Raw genomic sequence first — 14,827 nt, 5'->3', positions numbered from 1 at the left:
CTAAACCCCACCTTTTGGCGGCGCTTCCGCCCACGATCCAAATCCCTGCTGTTTGGCACCCATTGGATGCGCGCCAATTGCATCCCAGACCAACCCTTCCTTGTAGGCGAGCACGGAAATGACTCTTGCTACATCAAACCGTGACGCCCCAAACCGGCTGCGCCATGAAGGTGGCAATGGAACCCATTGACCGAGATACCAAAGCTGAATCAAGGTCCGCGCAAGAGGCCCGAGCTTTTCGCTTGATAGGTAGCGGGATCTTATCTCCAACGCGACAGCCTGTGGATCGGTTTCCTGCAACCGCTCAAGTTTCGCCGCACCATTAAAAAATTCGATCAGGATATGGTCCGGTACGACGCGACGGAATTGATGCCAGTACTCATCTGCGCAGCCAGTTCCGAACAGCTCCGCCCTTGAGTAGCCGGTAAGGACAGTACTGATCGCGACAAAGTCATCGATGCCATACTCGAATTCAGGTGCGGTCATCATTGTGATCCTGATCCAATACATCCATATAGAAACCTCGCGGCTCTATGCAGGCGGGAGGACTTTCAAAAATCTGCGCAGCAACCGGCGTCATATCCTTGAACAAAGCGCGCATGTCCTTGGTCATTGGAAAATCGTTCTTGCCGATCTCAAGCCTTATGCCAGCTGCCTGCGCGCCTGTCAGAATTGCTGTGTCGAACAACCCCACAATGGTCCATCGCGTCCAAACGGTTCGACCAAGCCCAGTTGCAAACTCCGGAATCGGCGTGGAGTCGGTCTTGGTCCACTGATACCCGGTGAAGTCCGACTGCAATCGGTACACGAAATCATCTGGGTCGTCGGGGCTGACAAGTTGTATCCGCCACTTCTGTATTTGCGTTGGCGGAATTCCGGTCGACATTGGGGCATTGAGCGATGGAACTTCGTAGTTGAAGACCCCATAGAACTTCGGCTCACCAAACACTTCGCGCCCGGCTTCGACGGCAACTTTGTTGTCTGCGGCCACATGCAGCCTTAGGTGGCCGATCGTCTCAGTCTGGTCATTGCCATACAGATATTCCCACAGCGGCATCTTTGGTACGCCCGGAACCCGATTGGCAGGGTAGGCCAAAAGGTTGAATTCAACCTCGTTTGTTGTGCCAAGGCCGTTGCTGTAGTGCGACGTGTAGCGTTGAAAATTGAGGACAATGACGGCACGGTCCTCATCTTCACCCTTCTCATTCTTGACGGGGAAGCGGGCAACGCGCAGTCCAGTGCCCTTTACGTAGGGCTCTGCCGCTTCCACGGAGGTGTACCAGTAGATCCATTGGCATTGCAGGGAGGCGTAATAGAATGGAAACGAACTGAATTGCTGTGGCAACTTCGGCATAATGCCAGACTCTGGCAATTGACCCCTACCCGGACTCTCTTTTGGCTTGGTCATCACATGTGCCCCTTGCTAAACCAATTTCCGGCCGCTTTGACGTATCGAAGACGCATGCGGCGTTTGGTCGTGCTTGCGTTCCCCAGACAGGTTGCAACTTGATAAGTCATTCCGGTCCACTCCCCTGTTGTTCCAAAGCCCGCAGCAGCGCTTTCGCATCGGTGGCGGCCTGACTGTCTTCCTCGAGTTCCGACAACACCTTCCCCAGCAGTTCGACCGCATGAGTGCGGCCTGACGGTCCATCGGCTGCACGGGCGATGCTGACCGCAGCCCGAAGCTGCGGAAATCGCATGCCAGTTTCTGCCGCGATGTCATGGGCCTGCTGCCAGAATTGCTGCGCGGAGTCTAAGTCTCCACTTCGATTTGCAATTTCGCCGTTCAGGCGGATCAATTCAGGGCGCCAGAACGCCTCGCCACTGGTTCTTTCAAAGGACTGAGCCGCGCCGATCAATTCACGGGCTTTGTCAAACTGATTCAGATAAAGCGCTGCATCGGCATGCAGGTATGCAAAGTAGCTTGAGCCGACACCCGAAGCCGTGCCGTGCCATTCTGCTAGGCCCTGTTCAATGACGTCCAGCGTAGTGTCACCCAGTTCCTCCCGCCTCGCCCAGCCATTCATGATGCGTCCCCAGCCAAGCCAGAAATGAAACGTGTTCGATTCCGACAAGGCAATCAGATCTGCCGAGCATTTCTTGAGCGCCGCTTCGTCGCCCAGGAATTGATAGACCCAACTGGCAAATGCTGACGAGAATGAAATGGAGAACGGATGGTCCGTTTCATGCGCAAGCACGAGCGCTTTCTCGATTGCAGTCCGCGCGGCATGGCTGGATCCTGCAAGCCAGTGCCCGATGGCCGAATAGGCGTGCAGAGCGACCGGCAGATCCACGACATCGAAGCCAAGACTGTGCCGACGATCTTCCATCGTCAGTTCGATTTTCAGACCACGCTCAAGATGGATCATCGCGTCATGCGGCCGACCCAGGTAGATCAGTACCGACCCCAATGAACGCAGAGAGGCAGCCGTCAGAACGGGGTTGTCCGGACCATCGAGGAGCGACACGAGGAGTTCGGCATGTTCGAGGGCACTTGCATATTCCCCCCCGATCAAGGCCGAACGGAACTGGCCATAAACGACCATGAACAGTTTTTCGGTCTCGCCGTACTGGCCGCAAAGATCGCGGGCCCGGGCATAGGCGGTTCGGACTTTCTCCTGGGCGTAGCCGTGCACCGAGGCCAGCGGAACTGCGACCGCAATTTGAAGGTCCAATTCACGACGGTCGCGTTCAGCTGTGGCCGGGCTGTGTGCAAGATTTGCCAGCGCTTGACGCAGATGTTCGATTGCCTCCACCGAAGCTGACCGCGACATGGCCACGCGCGCCGCGGTGAACCAGTATGTCTCAGCCTTCAGATGGTTGCGGGCCAACGTGAAATGATGCGCCAGCAGCTCTGGCTCGCGTTCGGCCGTGTCCGGGAAATCGCGTTCAAGCACCTCGGCAATCTTGCCGTGCCATTTGACTTGCGAGACACGCAACATCGACTGATAGGCCGCCTCTTGCACAAGGGCATGGCGAAAGCGGTAGGTCGGTTCGTCCCCATGGTCGCCAACCGGCACTACCAGGTCAGCATCAATCAGTTTTGTAAGTGCGGCCTGAACCAGCGCGTCGCTTCCGCCTTGAACGCGCGCCAACAGTGGACGCTGAAAGGTTCGGCCTATGGCGGCAGCGACTTGCGCCACCTCCTTGACTTCGGACATGCGGTCAAGGCGTGCCAGAAGCGAGGCCTGCAGCGATTCAGGGATGGAATGCAACAGATCCTCTCTGAAATCGGCAGTGCCTTCCAGAAAGCCTGCCTCAACGATCATCTTGGTCAATTCTTCGATGAACAGCGGCACGCCGTCCGTTCTTGAAACAATCTGCTGCATCAACGGCTCGGGCATGGGCCTGCCAACAATGCTTTCAATCAGCTTTATCGACTCGCGGCGGCCCAACCGGTTAAGTTCCAGTGCCGAGACATGCGCCAGGTTTTTCCAGGGCGACTCGAACTCCGGGCGTGCGGTGATCAACATCAGACAGCGCCGCAATGGCATGGCTTCGATCCAGCGCGACAGAAATTCCAGCGTTGAAGGATCGATCCAATGCACGTCGTCGATGAGCATCAACAGGGGCTTGCGCTCTGACATCGCAGCACAAAGCTGCAAGAGCGCCTTTATGATCTTGGTCTTCTCGCGTTCTGGGAATGACGGCGGCCGGACCATGCCCGTAGCATCCGGAACGCCCAGAAGTTCCAAGATCGGTTCGCCAACCAGAACCGGATCAAGCTTCAGGTCGGCGAGATAGACCAACAGCTTTTCGCGCTTGAACTCGATCGAATCCGAGTCCGCCAAGCCCAGCAAGGCCTCGAACGCCAATCGGACCGAGTAGAAGGCGCTATTCTTATGGATCACCGATCCGAACAGCGCCAATCGGCTGGTGGTCCCCTCGGCCAACTCCTGGTCCATCGCGAAGACAATCCGCGACTTGCCTATCCCCGCCTCGCCGGAGATCACCATGACCTGCCCGTCACCCTCGATCGCGTCATTCCAGCGGGTTGCGACGAGGGCTATCTCGGCATGGCGGCCGATCGTCGGTGTCTTTGGATGTAGGGTGTGGCTCTCGATAAAGGCCGATGCCGTCGTCGGCCGATGCGCCTGAAACAGTTCGATCGGCTCGCGCACTCCGTTCAGCGCTTGCAGACCAAGCGATTTGAACACCAATTGCGACCCGATCAGCCGCCGCGTCGATGCTGACGCCAAGGTCTGCCCCGCTTTGGCATGGGCTTGAATGCGGGCGGCAATGTTCGGGGTATCGCCAAACAGCGAACGTTTCTCTTCATGGATGCCAGAGCCGGTCTGTCCGATAACCACAAACCCAGTATGCAAACCGACGCGCACCTCGGTTTGCAGATCATAGTCCTTGAAAAGACGTCCGATACCGGGTGCCGCATCGACGATGTCCAGCCCTGCAAGGGCAGCGGCATAGGCGCTGCTTTCATGCGCGGCCGGATAGCCAAAATAGACAACGACTCCGTCGCCAACAAAATTCGCAACGCTTCCATCGTACCTTGCCACTATGTCGGTAACGAGTATGCGGTATTGCGCGATCAGCTCGCGGTAGTCTTCGGGATCAAGCAGCCCGGAAATCGCAGTCGATCCGACAAGATCGCTGAACAACACGGTGACTTGGCGCCGCTCGGCATGGACATCGGCAGGGTCCGTTTGTTCACGGCTCGACGCCAAGGCCTTCTCGGAAGAAGCTGCGGCGTCGGGCAAATTGTACCTTGCATCGGGATTGAAGGGCGCGCCGCAGTCTATGCAGAACTTCGCTTCAGGCTTGGCTTCCGCACCACAGGTCATGCAAACGCGGGCAAGCTTGTTTCCACACTCCTGACAAAACTTTGCATTCGGAAGATTGTCTGTAGCGCAATTCGGGCACAGCAACGCAGACCCCCCAAGGCGTTCAACCGAATTCGGCCGACCCTTCAAAGCAATCAGGCCGCAAAGACCTCAACTGCTCTGAAACAGCAGGCCTTTATCCACAGAATGACGACAAGCCTTCAACAAACATATCAATATCACGGTATTTGTCTTTGACAATGGCCATGACTGCTGCCGGCACAGGGTCAGCAACCCGACACGCCGGGCGGCCCATCAAAGGGGCCCCCTGAGGTTCATCAAGTCCGACAATGGCGCGCAGTTCATCACCGGAAGGTCTGTGACTGAAGCGAGCCGGCCGAAGCTGATTGGTGCGTGGCCGGTTTCATGTTTCCCGGAAGGCGCTGCGAAAATAGTCCGTGAACGGCTTAAGCAGATAGGATAGCGGCGTTCGGTCTGTGGTGAGAATGAAAGCATCAACCGGCATGCCAGGAATGATGTCCACCTCACCCAGTTGCTGCAAGGCTGCCGCATCCAAAGCGATCTCGACTCTGAAATAGGTTATCCCGGTCCGCTCATCGGATAGGGCATCGGCCGAAACAAGCGTGATTTTCCCTGTCACCTCCGGCGTCGTGCGGGAGGGCAGAGAAGAAAAGACCAGGCGAACATCCTGGCCGGGGCGAACCTCGTCGACATGCGTGACCGGTACCCGCGCAGCCACAAGGAGCGGACGATCCTGAGGGACGATGAACATCAAGTCATCCGCCGGACGGATGACGGATCGCGGCGTGGTGACCGTCAGCCCAAGGACAAGACCTGAGGAAGGTGCCCTGACATCAAGACGTGCGATACGTTCGGCCAAGGCCCCTTCACGCTCCTGCAGTTCCAGTTGACGGGCTGCAACATCGCGCAACTCCGCCTCGGCCTTTTCACGCTGCTGGGTGGTCAGCGCGGTGATCTCGATGTCGATTTCGGTGATCCGCCCCGCTGCCTCCGCCTGCGCCGAGATCAACTCTCCCATCCTGCCCTTCAGTTGGGCGAGTTCGCGTTCAAGCCCCGAAACCCGGGTCGCTTGCGTCAACCCCTTTGCCAACAGGTCTTGCTGTGTCACCAGATCCGCCTCGAGAAGCCTTGTCTGGGTCGCGATTGCTTCTTGTTGTGCCGCAAGCCCGGTCATCTGGCTTTCGATCTGTTCGATCCTCGTCTGCCGCTGCTCACGTGCCTGGATCAGGGCCTCGGCTTGTTTGGTGAACAGACTTGCCTGACCAGCCAGAATTTCGGCGGCGTAAGGGCGGCCGGTCGCCGCGGCCAGCAGGATTTCGGGAAAAACGACGGTATCCGACTCGTCGCGCTGCGCTTCCAGCCGCGCCCGTCGCGCACCCAGTTCCAGAAGCTGGTTTTCGACAATGGCCAGCTCGGACCGCAGCGCGCTGCCATCCAGTCGCAAAAGGACATCCCCTGCAGAGACGTCCGCGCCGTCCTGGACGAGAATCTCTTCGACAACGCCACCGTCCGGGTGCTGCACCACCTGTCGGTTAAGGGAAACTTCGATCCGGCCGGGAGCGATGATCGCACCGGCCAGGGTGGTGAAGATCGACCAGACACCAAGCCCCGCCACCAGAAGTGTCAATGTAAGAAAGCCCCAGAACAGCGGCCGTGTTGCTGACCACTGCGCGTATGGCGCGCTCACGGCGCAACTCCCGGGGCGACGGGCTTCAGGATCTCGGTATGGTTCTTCACCTGATCGCGCAACACCTGGTCACGCGGACCAAAGGCCTTACGCAGCCCATCTTCCAGAACCAAAAGCAGATCACATTCCTGAATCGCCGCTGGCCGGTGCGCCATGATCAAGACCGACTTCCCCTCGGCCTTCATCGTCCGAATTGCTGCGTTCAGAGCGATGGAGCCGGTGTTGTCGAGGTTCGAATTCGGCTCGTCCAGGATCAGAAGGACCGGATCGCCATAAAGTGCCCTTGCAAGGCCGATCCGCTGCATCTGACCGCCGGATAGCCGCCCACCCGAAGCGGACACGCGTGTATCATAGCCTTGCGGCAATCGGACGATCATGTCATGGGCATCCGCCTTCTTGGCAGCTTCCACGACCCGTGCACTGTCGGGCTGTATGTCCAGCCGCGCGATGTTTTCGGCAATTGTTCCGTCGAACAGCGTGATCCGCTGTGGCAAGTAGCCGATCAGACGGCCCAGAACATCCGGGTCGTACTGGTCGATCGCGGCACCGTCCAGTCGGATCTTGCCAACCAGCGGTCGCCAGACCCCGGTCAATGCCTTGGCGAGTGTCGACTTCCCCGCACCTGAGGGGCCGATCACGCCAAGGGCTTGTCCGGGCGCAAGTTGGAAACTCACCATACGCAAGAGGGCTACCTGTTCACCCGGAGGACCGATGCTGACGCCCTCAACCTCCAGAATGGCCCTTGGCCGCGGCAGTGCCGTGCGCGGCTGCGGTATTGGCTCCCTCTTCAGAAGTTCCGCCAGCCTGTGCCAGGCCTCGTTTGCACGCTGCGCCAAAGACCATTGTCCGACGGCAGTTTCGATCGGTGCCAGCGCACGGCCCATCAGAATGGATCCTGCAATCATCGCCCCCGCTGTCAACTGGTCCTGCAGGACGAGCCAGGCCCCAAGGCCCAGCATGGCCGACTGAAGGAAAAGCCGAAATGTCTTGGTCAAGGCGCCGAAACCACCAGCCACACCTGCAGCCACCATTCCCTTGGCCAAAGACGTTGTTCGCGCACTTTGCCAACGGTCAAAGCCAGCGCCAGACATGCCAAGCGCCTGTAAGGTTTCAGCCTCGGCCTTCAACTGGTCAGCGATCCGCTCGGATTGGACGGAAGCCAAACCCGCTTCTTTTTGCGGGGCCTTGGACAGGATCTGGTTCAGAACGGTCACCGCGATCAGCGTCGCGCCGCCCACAACCGCCAACCAACCCAGAAGCGGGTGGAATATGAAGATCGCAGCGATGAACAAGGGGGTCCAAGGCAGGTCCATCAGGGCGAGGAGGATGGGTGAGGCAAGAAATGTGCGGATAGCCTCAAGGTCGCGCTGCGCGGTGATCGCTGCTGTGTCGTTCGGTACGACTGCTGACCGCTTCATCGCTGCGGTAAAGACCCGACGGTCCAGCCGCTCCTGAAAGCGGGCGCCCACGATGGCCATGACTTTGCTTCGGGCGTATTCCAGCACGCCCATGGCCACGAACAACCCCACGACAAGGACGGAAAGCGCCACCAGCGTGGCCTCCGACCCGCTGCCCAGCACCCGATCATAGACCTGAAGCATATAAAGGGGGCCAGTCAGCATGAGCGCGTTCACAAACATGCTGAACAACAGCGCCGCCAGAGCAAGGCTGGTGGATTCGCGACGTGCCGATCTGAGTTCACTCACGTCCGGGATAGTACTACCTCGATCCTATACTGCTCCCCGAAGGTACATCGGAACTGTTAAACATCTGTCGTCATCTAGATGGCGTTTGTCAGGCCGGTTGAAGGCAGTGTGATCTTTGCCACGCCATCCCCGTTTGCATCAACAAGAACCTGACTGCCCGAGGCTTGGCCGCGGAATTGTCGGAAACCCGGCTGCAAGCGCACTCGCCAAGTTCGGCGACTGTACCGCCCCCCCACCAGAGCAGCCGTTGGCCGACGCGCGCGCGACGCAGCCGCGCGCACGTCGGCCAATTCACGTCAGAACACGAAGAAATCCGCGTTTGTCAGTGCAACACGCGTGTCCACAGTTGCAAAGTGCACCTTCGCTGCCGAACCGGTTCCGTCGCTATCAAAGTAGAGATTCCCGGTATCGCTTTCATAGATGATCCGGTCTCTCGCATCCGTCGCATCGCCTGTCATGTTGGCAGCGAAAGCCGATGCGGCAAGGGTTCCGCCGGACAAACCGATGAAGATCGCATTCTCCAGCCGGATCGAGTCGGCCAGAACGTCGAAGTCGGTGATCCTGTCAACATTTCCGGAACCGAGCGCAGTGTTGAAGACAAAGCTGTCCGCTCCACGGCCACCCGTCAGTATATCGCTGCCAAGCCCGCCATTCAGCTGGTTCGCCCCCGTGTTCCCGGTGATCGTATTGGCAAGCGAATTGCCGGTGCCGTTGACTGCGCTAGCCCCGGACAGCGTCAGATTCTCGACAAAGCGTACCCCGGCATTGGTGTTCAGGCTGAAAGTGACCGAGCTTTGCACCGTGTCGATGCCGCCCGCGTTGATCGTGCTGGTGGTCGTCGTGGTTTCGAATACCCGGTCACCGGTCGAGTTGACCAAATAGTAGTCATTGCCCGCCCCACCGACCATCGTATCGCTGTCGGCGCCACCGTTCAGCGTGTCGTTACCGTCAAGGCCGTACAGCGTGTCGTTTCCTGCAGCGCCGCGCAGTATATTGTCCCCTGAGTTGCCGGTCAGGATGTTGGCGCGGGAATTGCCGGTGCCCTCAACGGCGCTAGTCCCGGTCAGCGTCAGATTCTCGACAAAGCGGACCCCGGCATTGGCGTTCAGGTTGAAGCTGACCGAACTTTCCACCGTGTCGATGCCACCCGCGTCGGTGGTGCTGGTGGTCGTCGTCGTCTCGAATACTAGGTCGCCAGTGGAACTGACCACGTAAAGGTCGTTGCCTGCGCCGCCAACCATCGTATCGCCGTCTTCACCGCCGTTCAGCGTGTCGTTGCCCGCACCGCCGTTCAGCGTGTCATTGCCAAGCCCGCCGAATAGGGTGTTGTTGCCAGCATTGCCGGTCAGGATGTTGGCAAGCGAGTTGCCGGTGCCGCTGAGGTTGCCGGACCCGGTCAGTGTCAGATTCTCGACGAAGCGGATCCCGTCAGTGGTGTCCAGCCTGAAACTGATCGAGCTTTGCACCGTGTCGATGCCGCCCGCGTCGGTGGTGCTCGTGGTCGTCGTCGTCTCAAACACCTGGTCACCGCCCGAGGAGACAACGTAGGTGTCGTTGCCTGCTCCGCCCACCAGCGTATCGTTCCCTGCACCCCCGTTCAGCAGGTTGTTGGCAGTATTGCCAAGCAGCATGTCGTTCCCCGATCCGCCGTTCGCGTTCTCGATCAACGACCGGGAATCCCCATTGAACTGCAGCGCGTTGAAGATATTGCCGCGGGCATACTGCGGCCCAAGCCCGATCCAGTTTGTATCATTGAGGTCTGCCAGCTGTGCGCTGGAAAAGACCGAATGCCCGCCGGGAGTGAGGTCAATGAGCAGGTTGGTGCTGTAATTCGACAGGTTGTAGGTGTCGATCCCACCACCGTCCCAGATTGTCGCGAAGATCCGGTTTGCGCCGGGGTTGATCGCCACGGCACCATTGATCAAGGTTTGCCCGTTGGTCGGGTTCCACGTGTAGGTTGTATTGCCAGAGTTGGTCGAGAAATCGGCGCCATACATGTGCTGAAGCGCTGCAATGTCATACATCATGTAGGTCTGAGGCGCGCCCCAGGTTTCCCACGTCGCGTATTGGGTCGTGCCACCGACGAAACTGCGGTAGGTCATCACCGAATATTCGTTCGAGTCGATGTTTGCGGGCAGCGCGCCTCCGAAGGAAAACTCATGCCCATGCTTCAGGCCAAGCGAATGGCCCATCTCGTGAAGCATCGTATGCCAGCTGTAGTTGCCGGCCGCCGTCGGGCTGCGTGCGAAGGTTCCAAAAAATGAATCACCGCCATACATCGACCCGTCCGGATAAAATGCATAGGCGGTCGGCGCATCTGACGAGTTTGCGACCCGGATCGTTCCTGCACCCGAACCCGAGCCCGCGTAGTCGATCTTGATGTTTGTGAAGCCTTCGATCGCAAAGCCCCGAGCGGCGCTTACGCCTGCGTCGGCATCAAGTGCAAATCGCAGCGCGGCAAGCATTGCGGGGCTGATCTGCGAGAAGCCTTCGGACTGCGCGCTGGACCCATTGCCGTTGGAGTCCACGTAATATCCGGACTGATAATCGAACCTGCTGTCCGGATCGCTGTAGCTGATCGTCGAAGCCCAGCGGATGCCGGAGAGCAGCGCGTCGATGCCTGCGTTACCCGACAGCCCGACCGAGGTGGTAGTCGCCAGGCTGCCATTCTCGGCGTAACCGCTGGTATCGGAGGAGCTGGTTTCAGTTGTCGTCCCGATCGAGCAGCCAACGCAGCCGCAGCCGGGGGAAGTGGCGAAGGTTGCCTCTACAGTGACGCTGGGCGCGGCGACAGGCCCGAAGTCGGCCATGGTAAGCCCTGGGTCATCCAAGGCTGCCGGCAATGTCCAGGTCTCAAGGACGGGCATCGGCACGGCGATATTGTTGCGGGTAGCGGAGAAGTGCTTCGACATGGCTCACCATTAATTCCCAGCTTGAAGCCGGCAGGACTGTTGTTGTCTTTCAGAAGGGATTACCCTGTACTTGCAGGGTGTTCTGGCAGGCTTTCATCAAACGGAAATTGCTGGAAACATTCGCTGTAACTGTTTGACATAATGCCTGTTCACTTTGCACTACTGCTTGCCGTTACCTATCGTTATTTGCAGCCAGAAAGTTTGGCAATTGGAAAGTTAAAGCCGGTTGGGTCTGGCACTACGCGCATTGTCTCGCAATTGTCTACAGACCTGCGAAATTCGGCTTGATCTGCCAGATTTTGGCGGCCCCGCAGGGGGCCAAACCGATGCCGAAGCAGTCGGACTTGCCCAGCCTGCGCGACGCTATGAAAAAAGGCAGTCGCACCCCGAGCAGCTTCTGGCGATGACTTGAACCCGAACAAGACCACGATTCTCGTGTTGCTGGTCCGGCAATCGGCTTGCCGATTGTGCCCACGACCGGCATTATCCCACCCAACGATGCAGCGGGCGGGATTCCAGATGTCGGTCAGGTTCGTCAACTTGCCTTTGCTGACCCTGTCTGCCGGTTTGGCATTGTCCGCCGTGGCTGGATTTGCGTCCACTGCCAAGGCGGCAACAGTCGAGGAAAACCCCGAGGTGGCTCAGAATCAAGGCGACCAACCCGCAGCGTCGCCGCCATACTTTTTAACGCCTGAAATGTCTGACCAGCTTGCCTTTGAGCAAGCCGTCGCCGCAGGCAGCAGCGCAGCCCTCATCATGTTCCTTGCGCGCAATCCCGAAGCGAAGCAAGCAACTGAAGCACGGCAGCTCTTGGCCGCACGTCGGGCGCCGGACAGTAGTCAGGTCACCGAAGCGGTGGCTTACACGGATGCAGACGTGGTCCGCGCTTTTGACGCGGCCCGACTTGCAGGGACACGCGAGGGTTGGGATGCTTTCATGAAGCTGCATGGTGGGCACCCTCTCACTGCACAAATTCAGTACTTCATGCCCTGAGACGGAATGCGCATCTTGCCGTTCACATCCTCGGGGCTGGCAGAACGACACTGGATTTTTCACCAAGACCCGCGATGGCGCACCGTACCGAAGCAGTTCATCAGATCGTCCTATCATTGGAAATGTGTTGGGGACAAAACCCCGGCTTTCATGATGCGCTGCATGACTCTGGCGCAGCCATCCGCCGGGGATCAGCGAATGGCCGCGCGTCAGGCTGCCTTGCCGGACTTGATCCCGGAAATGGCCTGAATGAGGTTGTCTTCGGTCACTTCCTCAGACGTGAACGTGCGCATGATGCGGCCCGAATACATGGCTATGATCCTGTCCGAGACATGCAATACCTCGGGCATTTCCGAACTTATGACCATCACCGCATAGCCCTGCGCCGCAAGCTCGCGCAGCAGTTTGTGGATCTCTGACTTGCTGCCCACGTCAATGCCACGCGTTGGTTCGTCCACGATTAGGACCTTCGGGTGCATCGACAGCCATTTGCCGATGACGATCTTCTGTTGGTTTCCACCAGACAGGTTGCCCACCCGGGTCTTCCAACTGGGCGTCCGAATATCAAGACGGTCGCGATACTTGTCGAAGATCGCGATTTCCGCACCCTCGGCGACGAAAGGGCCGGCTTTCAGATCATCCACCTGCGGCAGGGTCATGTTGTCACGGCAACTCATGCCCAGGATAAGGCCCTGACCCTTGCGGTCTTCGGGCACAAGACTGACTCCGCGGGCAATGGCGTCCGCGGGGGAATGGATACGGATCACCTCGCCATCCAGCAGGATTTGACCGGAGGAAGGGTCGCGCAGACCAAATAGCGTCTCGGCAATCTCGGTTCTACCGGCCCCGACTAGGCCGTAGAAGCCAACGACCTCGCCCCGGCGAACCTGGAAACTTACGTCCTGATAAAGCTTCCCACAGCTCAGGCCGCGCACTTCCAGTGCGACATCGCCCAGTTCGTGATGCACGGCGTTGCGGCTGAGGTCGAGTTTTCGGCCGATCATCATCTGGGTGACGGCTTCCTCGTTCGTCTCGGCGGTTGCAAGCGTGCCCTGATACTGCCCGTCGCGCAGGATGGTGATGCGGTCGGTGATCTTGAAGATCTCTTCCATGCGGTGCGAGATGTAGATGATCCCGACGCCATCGGCCTTCAGATCGGCGATCACGTCGAACAGGACCACCTTTTCCGCGTCGGTCAGGGACGCGGTCGGTTCATCGAAGATCACCGCCTTTGCATCCACCGTCAGGGCGCGGGCGATTTCCACCATCTGCTGGTTCGCAATCGAAAGGTCGCCCACCCGCGTCTTGGCATCAAAACCGACATTCAGTTTTTTCAGAATAGCGCTGGTCTGTTCGTCCAATCTGGCCCAGTCAACGCGGCCGAAACTCTTGCGGGGCAGCTCGCCAAGATAGATGTTTTCGGCGACGCTCAGCTCTTCGGCCAGCGACAGTTCCTGATGAATGAACACGATCCCCATGCCCTTGGCTTCCAGCGGGCCGGACATGGTAACCCTCTTGGTACCCATGAAGATGTTGCCACTGTCCGGTTGGTGTATTCCGCCCAGCACCTTCATCAACGTGGATTTCCCGGCGCCATTTTCGCCCATCAGGGCGTGGACTTCTCCGGGCATCACCGAAAGTGACACTCCATCAAGGGCGCGCACGCCAGGGAAGGTCTTGACGATATTGTCGAGCCGCAGAACCGGTTCAGTCATACCTTCAACTCCTCTTTGCCCTTAGCGTTCAGCTGGCGGTCCAGGATGAGAACGGCGATCAGGATCAGACCGATGACAAGGTTGACCGTCGACGTGTCCGCGCCGATATGGCCCAGCCCCTTGCGCAGAAGCTGGATCGCGATCACGCCGCCAAAGGTCCCGATCACGTTGCCCGCCCCACCGGTGATCTTGGTGCCGCCCAGCACGACGGCGGTGATCACCCACAATTCGTAAAGCCGGCCGTCATTGGGATTCACGGAACCGCTTTCGGAATAGAACACCACCGCAGACAGCGCCGCCAGAAAGCCGATGATCGCGAAATTGATCATCATGTGGGGACCGACCCGGATCCCTGCGTTGACGGCCGCCTCGCGGTTGTCGCCAATGGCATAAGCGTTGCGGCCATGCACCGTCTTGGCCATGACGAACCAGATGACCAGAGTCACGATCAGAAAGACCCAGGACGCTGTGGCAAGGCCCAGAAATTCGGATTCGGCGATATCGACGAGCGTCCAATTCAGATGGCTTGTCGGGTTCTCGCCATTGAACATGAAGACGATGCCGCGGAACCCAAGCATGGATCCCAATGTGACAATGAAGGCATCAACGCCGGTTTTCCACACGATCAGCCCGTTGAGCGCACCAAGAAAAGTGCCAGCCAACAGCGACAAGAGCCACGCCACCGGGATCACCCAGTCACCCAAACCCGCGAAGATCGGCCAGGTCATGCTGTCCAGCAGGATGAACGCCGCGATGGCAAAGCTGGCGCCGACGGAAAGGTCGATGTTGCCGTTCACCATCACAAGGGTCATGCCCATAGCGATGATCCCGATCGGGGCCGACTGCTTGAGCAGCAGCAGCATGTTTTCGCTATCCATGAATGCCTTGTCGGAAAGCGACAGAAACTCGCCCGCGACGGAGAAGAAGACCAGCTCAAGGACGATGAATCCCCAAATCGCGCCGTTCTTCAGTGCGTTTGACACTCTACCTGATT

General features: G+C 58.7%; 9 protein-coding genes and 1 pseudogene. 1 reads left to right on the top strand and 9 read right to left on the bottom strand.

The genetic code is table 11. From position 1 onward, the window contains the following. The 7 genes and pseudogenes from EI545_RS19195 to EI545_RS19170 all read right to left on the bottom strand — a co-directional run bounded on the left by EI545_RS19195 (position 1) and on the right by EI545_RS19170 (position 11,125). Complete coding sequence (locus EI545_RS19195; RefSeq protein ID WP_125326971.1) at positions 1 to 489, bottom strand: hypothetical protein; 489 nt, start codon at positions 487 to 489, stop codon at positions 1 to 3. After that, positions 473 to 1,408, bottom strand: coding sequence for a hypothetical protein (locus EI545_RS19190; protein ID WP_125326970.1), 936 nt, complete (start codon positions 1,406 to 1,408; stop codon positions 473 to 475). Before EI545_RS19190 ends, EI545_RS19195 begins: the two co-directional genes overlap by 17 nt. A 106-nt stretch (positions 1,409 to 1,514) precedes the next feature. Then, positions 1,515 to 4,799 carry an adenylate/guanylate cyclase domain-containing protein gene (locus EI545_RS19185; protein WP_125326969.1) on the bottom strand — a complete coding sequence of 1,095 codons (3,285 nt, stop codon included), beginning with the start codon at positions 4,797 to 4,799 and terminating at the stop codon, positions 1,515 to 1,517. Between the two features lie 6 nt (positions 4,800 to 4,805). Beyond that, positions 4,806 to 4,883, bottom strand: a pseudogene (locus EI545_RS21855) (zinc-ribbon domain-containing protein); the annotation flags it as partial. 319 nt (positions 4,884 to 5,202) lie between these two features. Next, positions 5,203 to 6,507 (bottom strand): HlyD family type I secretion periplasmic adaptor subunit, encoded by a 1,305-nt coding sequence (locus EI545_RS19180; RefSeq protein ID WP_125326968.1) that lies wholly within the window; start codon positions 6,505 to 6,507, stop codon positions 5,203 to 5,205. Further along, a complete protein-coding gene (locus EI545_RS19175) occupies positions 6,504 to 8,147 on the bottom strand; it encodes a type I secretion system permease/ATPase (protein ID WP_125327727.1) in 1,644 nt (547 codons plus the stop codon). The genes EI545_RS19180 and EI545_RS19175 overlap by 4 nt, the downstream gene beginning before the upstream one ends. Before the next feature lie 362 nt (positions 8,148 to 8,509). Further along, the gene (locus EI545_RS19170; protein WP_125326967.1) at positions 8,510 to 11,125 is read right to left on the bottom strand and encodes a M10 family metallopeptidase; all 2,616 of its coding nucleotides are present in this window, start codon (positions 11,123 to 11,125) and stop codon (positions 8,510 to 8,512) included. A 519-nt stretch (positions 11,126 to 11,644) separates the two neighbouring features. On the opposite strand from EI545_RS19170, the gene EI545_RS19165 reads away from it, so the two are divergent. Beyond that, complete coding sequence (locus tag EI545_RS19165; protein ID WP_125326966.1) at positions 11,645 to 12,118, top strand: hypothetical protein; 474 nt, start codon at positions 11,645 to 11,647, stop codon at positions 12,116 to 12,118. A gap of 209 nt (positions 12,119 to 12,327) precedes the next feature. On the opposite strand, the gene EI545_RS19160 is transcribed toward EI545_RS19165, so the two are convergent. Both EI545_RS19160 and EI545_RS19155 read right to left on the bottom strand, forming a co-directional pair. Continuing rightward, entirely contained in the window at positions 12,328 to 13,833 is a 1,506-nt protein-coding gene (locus tag EI545_RS19160; protein ID WP_125326965.1) for a sugar ABC transporter ATP-binding protein, read from the bottom strand. Beyond that, the gene (locus EI545_RS19155) at positions 13,830 to 14,816 is read right to left on the bottom strand and encodes an ABC transporter permease (protein ID WP_425471609.1); all 987 of its coding nucleotides are present in this window, start codon (positions 14,814 to 14,816) and stop codon (positions 13,830 to 13,832) included. Before EI545_RS19155 ends, EI545_RS19160 begins: the two co-directional genes overlap by 4 nt. Between the last annotated feature and the right edge of the window lie 11 nt (positions 14,817 to 14,827).

It is taken from the genome of Tabrizicola piscis, assembly GCF_003940805.1.
Classification (GTDB): Bacteria; Pseudomonadota; Alphaproteobacteria; order Rhodobacterales; family Rhodobacteraceae; genus Tabrizicola; species Tabrizicola piscis.
This window is presented reverse-complemented; position numbering and strand designations above follow the sequence as displayed.

Excerpts from the sequence above, each read along its gene's own strand:
- EI545_RS19170 (WP_125326967.1), bottom strand. The coding sequence starts at position 11,125 with ATGTCGAAGCACTTCTCCGCTACCCGCAACAATATCGCCGTGCCGATG.
- EI545_RS19160 (WP_125326965.1), bottom strand. The coding sequence starts at position 13,833 with ATGACTGAACCGGTTCTGCGGCTCGACAATATCGTCAAGACCTTCCCT.
- EI545_RS19190 (WP_125326970.1), bottom strand. The coding sequence starts at position 1,408 with ATGACCAAGCCAAAAGAGAGTCCGGGTAGGGGTCAATTGCCAGAGTCT.
- EI545_RS19175 (WP_125327727.1), bottom strand. The coding sequence starts at position 8,147 with ATGTTTGTGAACGCGCTCATGCTGACTGGCCCCCTTTATATGCTTCAG.
- EI545_RS19185 (WP_125326969.1), bottom strand. The coding sequence starts at position 4,799 with ATGACCTGTGGTGCGGAAGCCAAGCCTGAAGCGAAGTTCTGCATAGAC.
- EI545_RS19195 (WP_125326971.1), bottom strand. The coding sequence starts at position 489 with ATGATGACCGCACCTGAATTCGAGTATGGCATCGATGACTTTGTCGCG.
- EI545_RS19165 (WP_125326966.1), top strand. The coding sequence starts at position 11,645 with ATGTCGGTCAGGTTCGTCAACTTGCCTTTGCTGACCCTGTCTGCCGGT.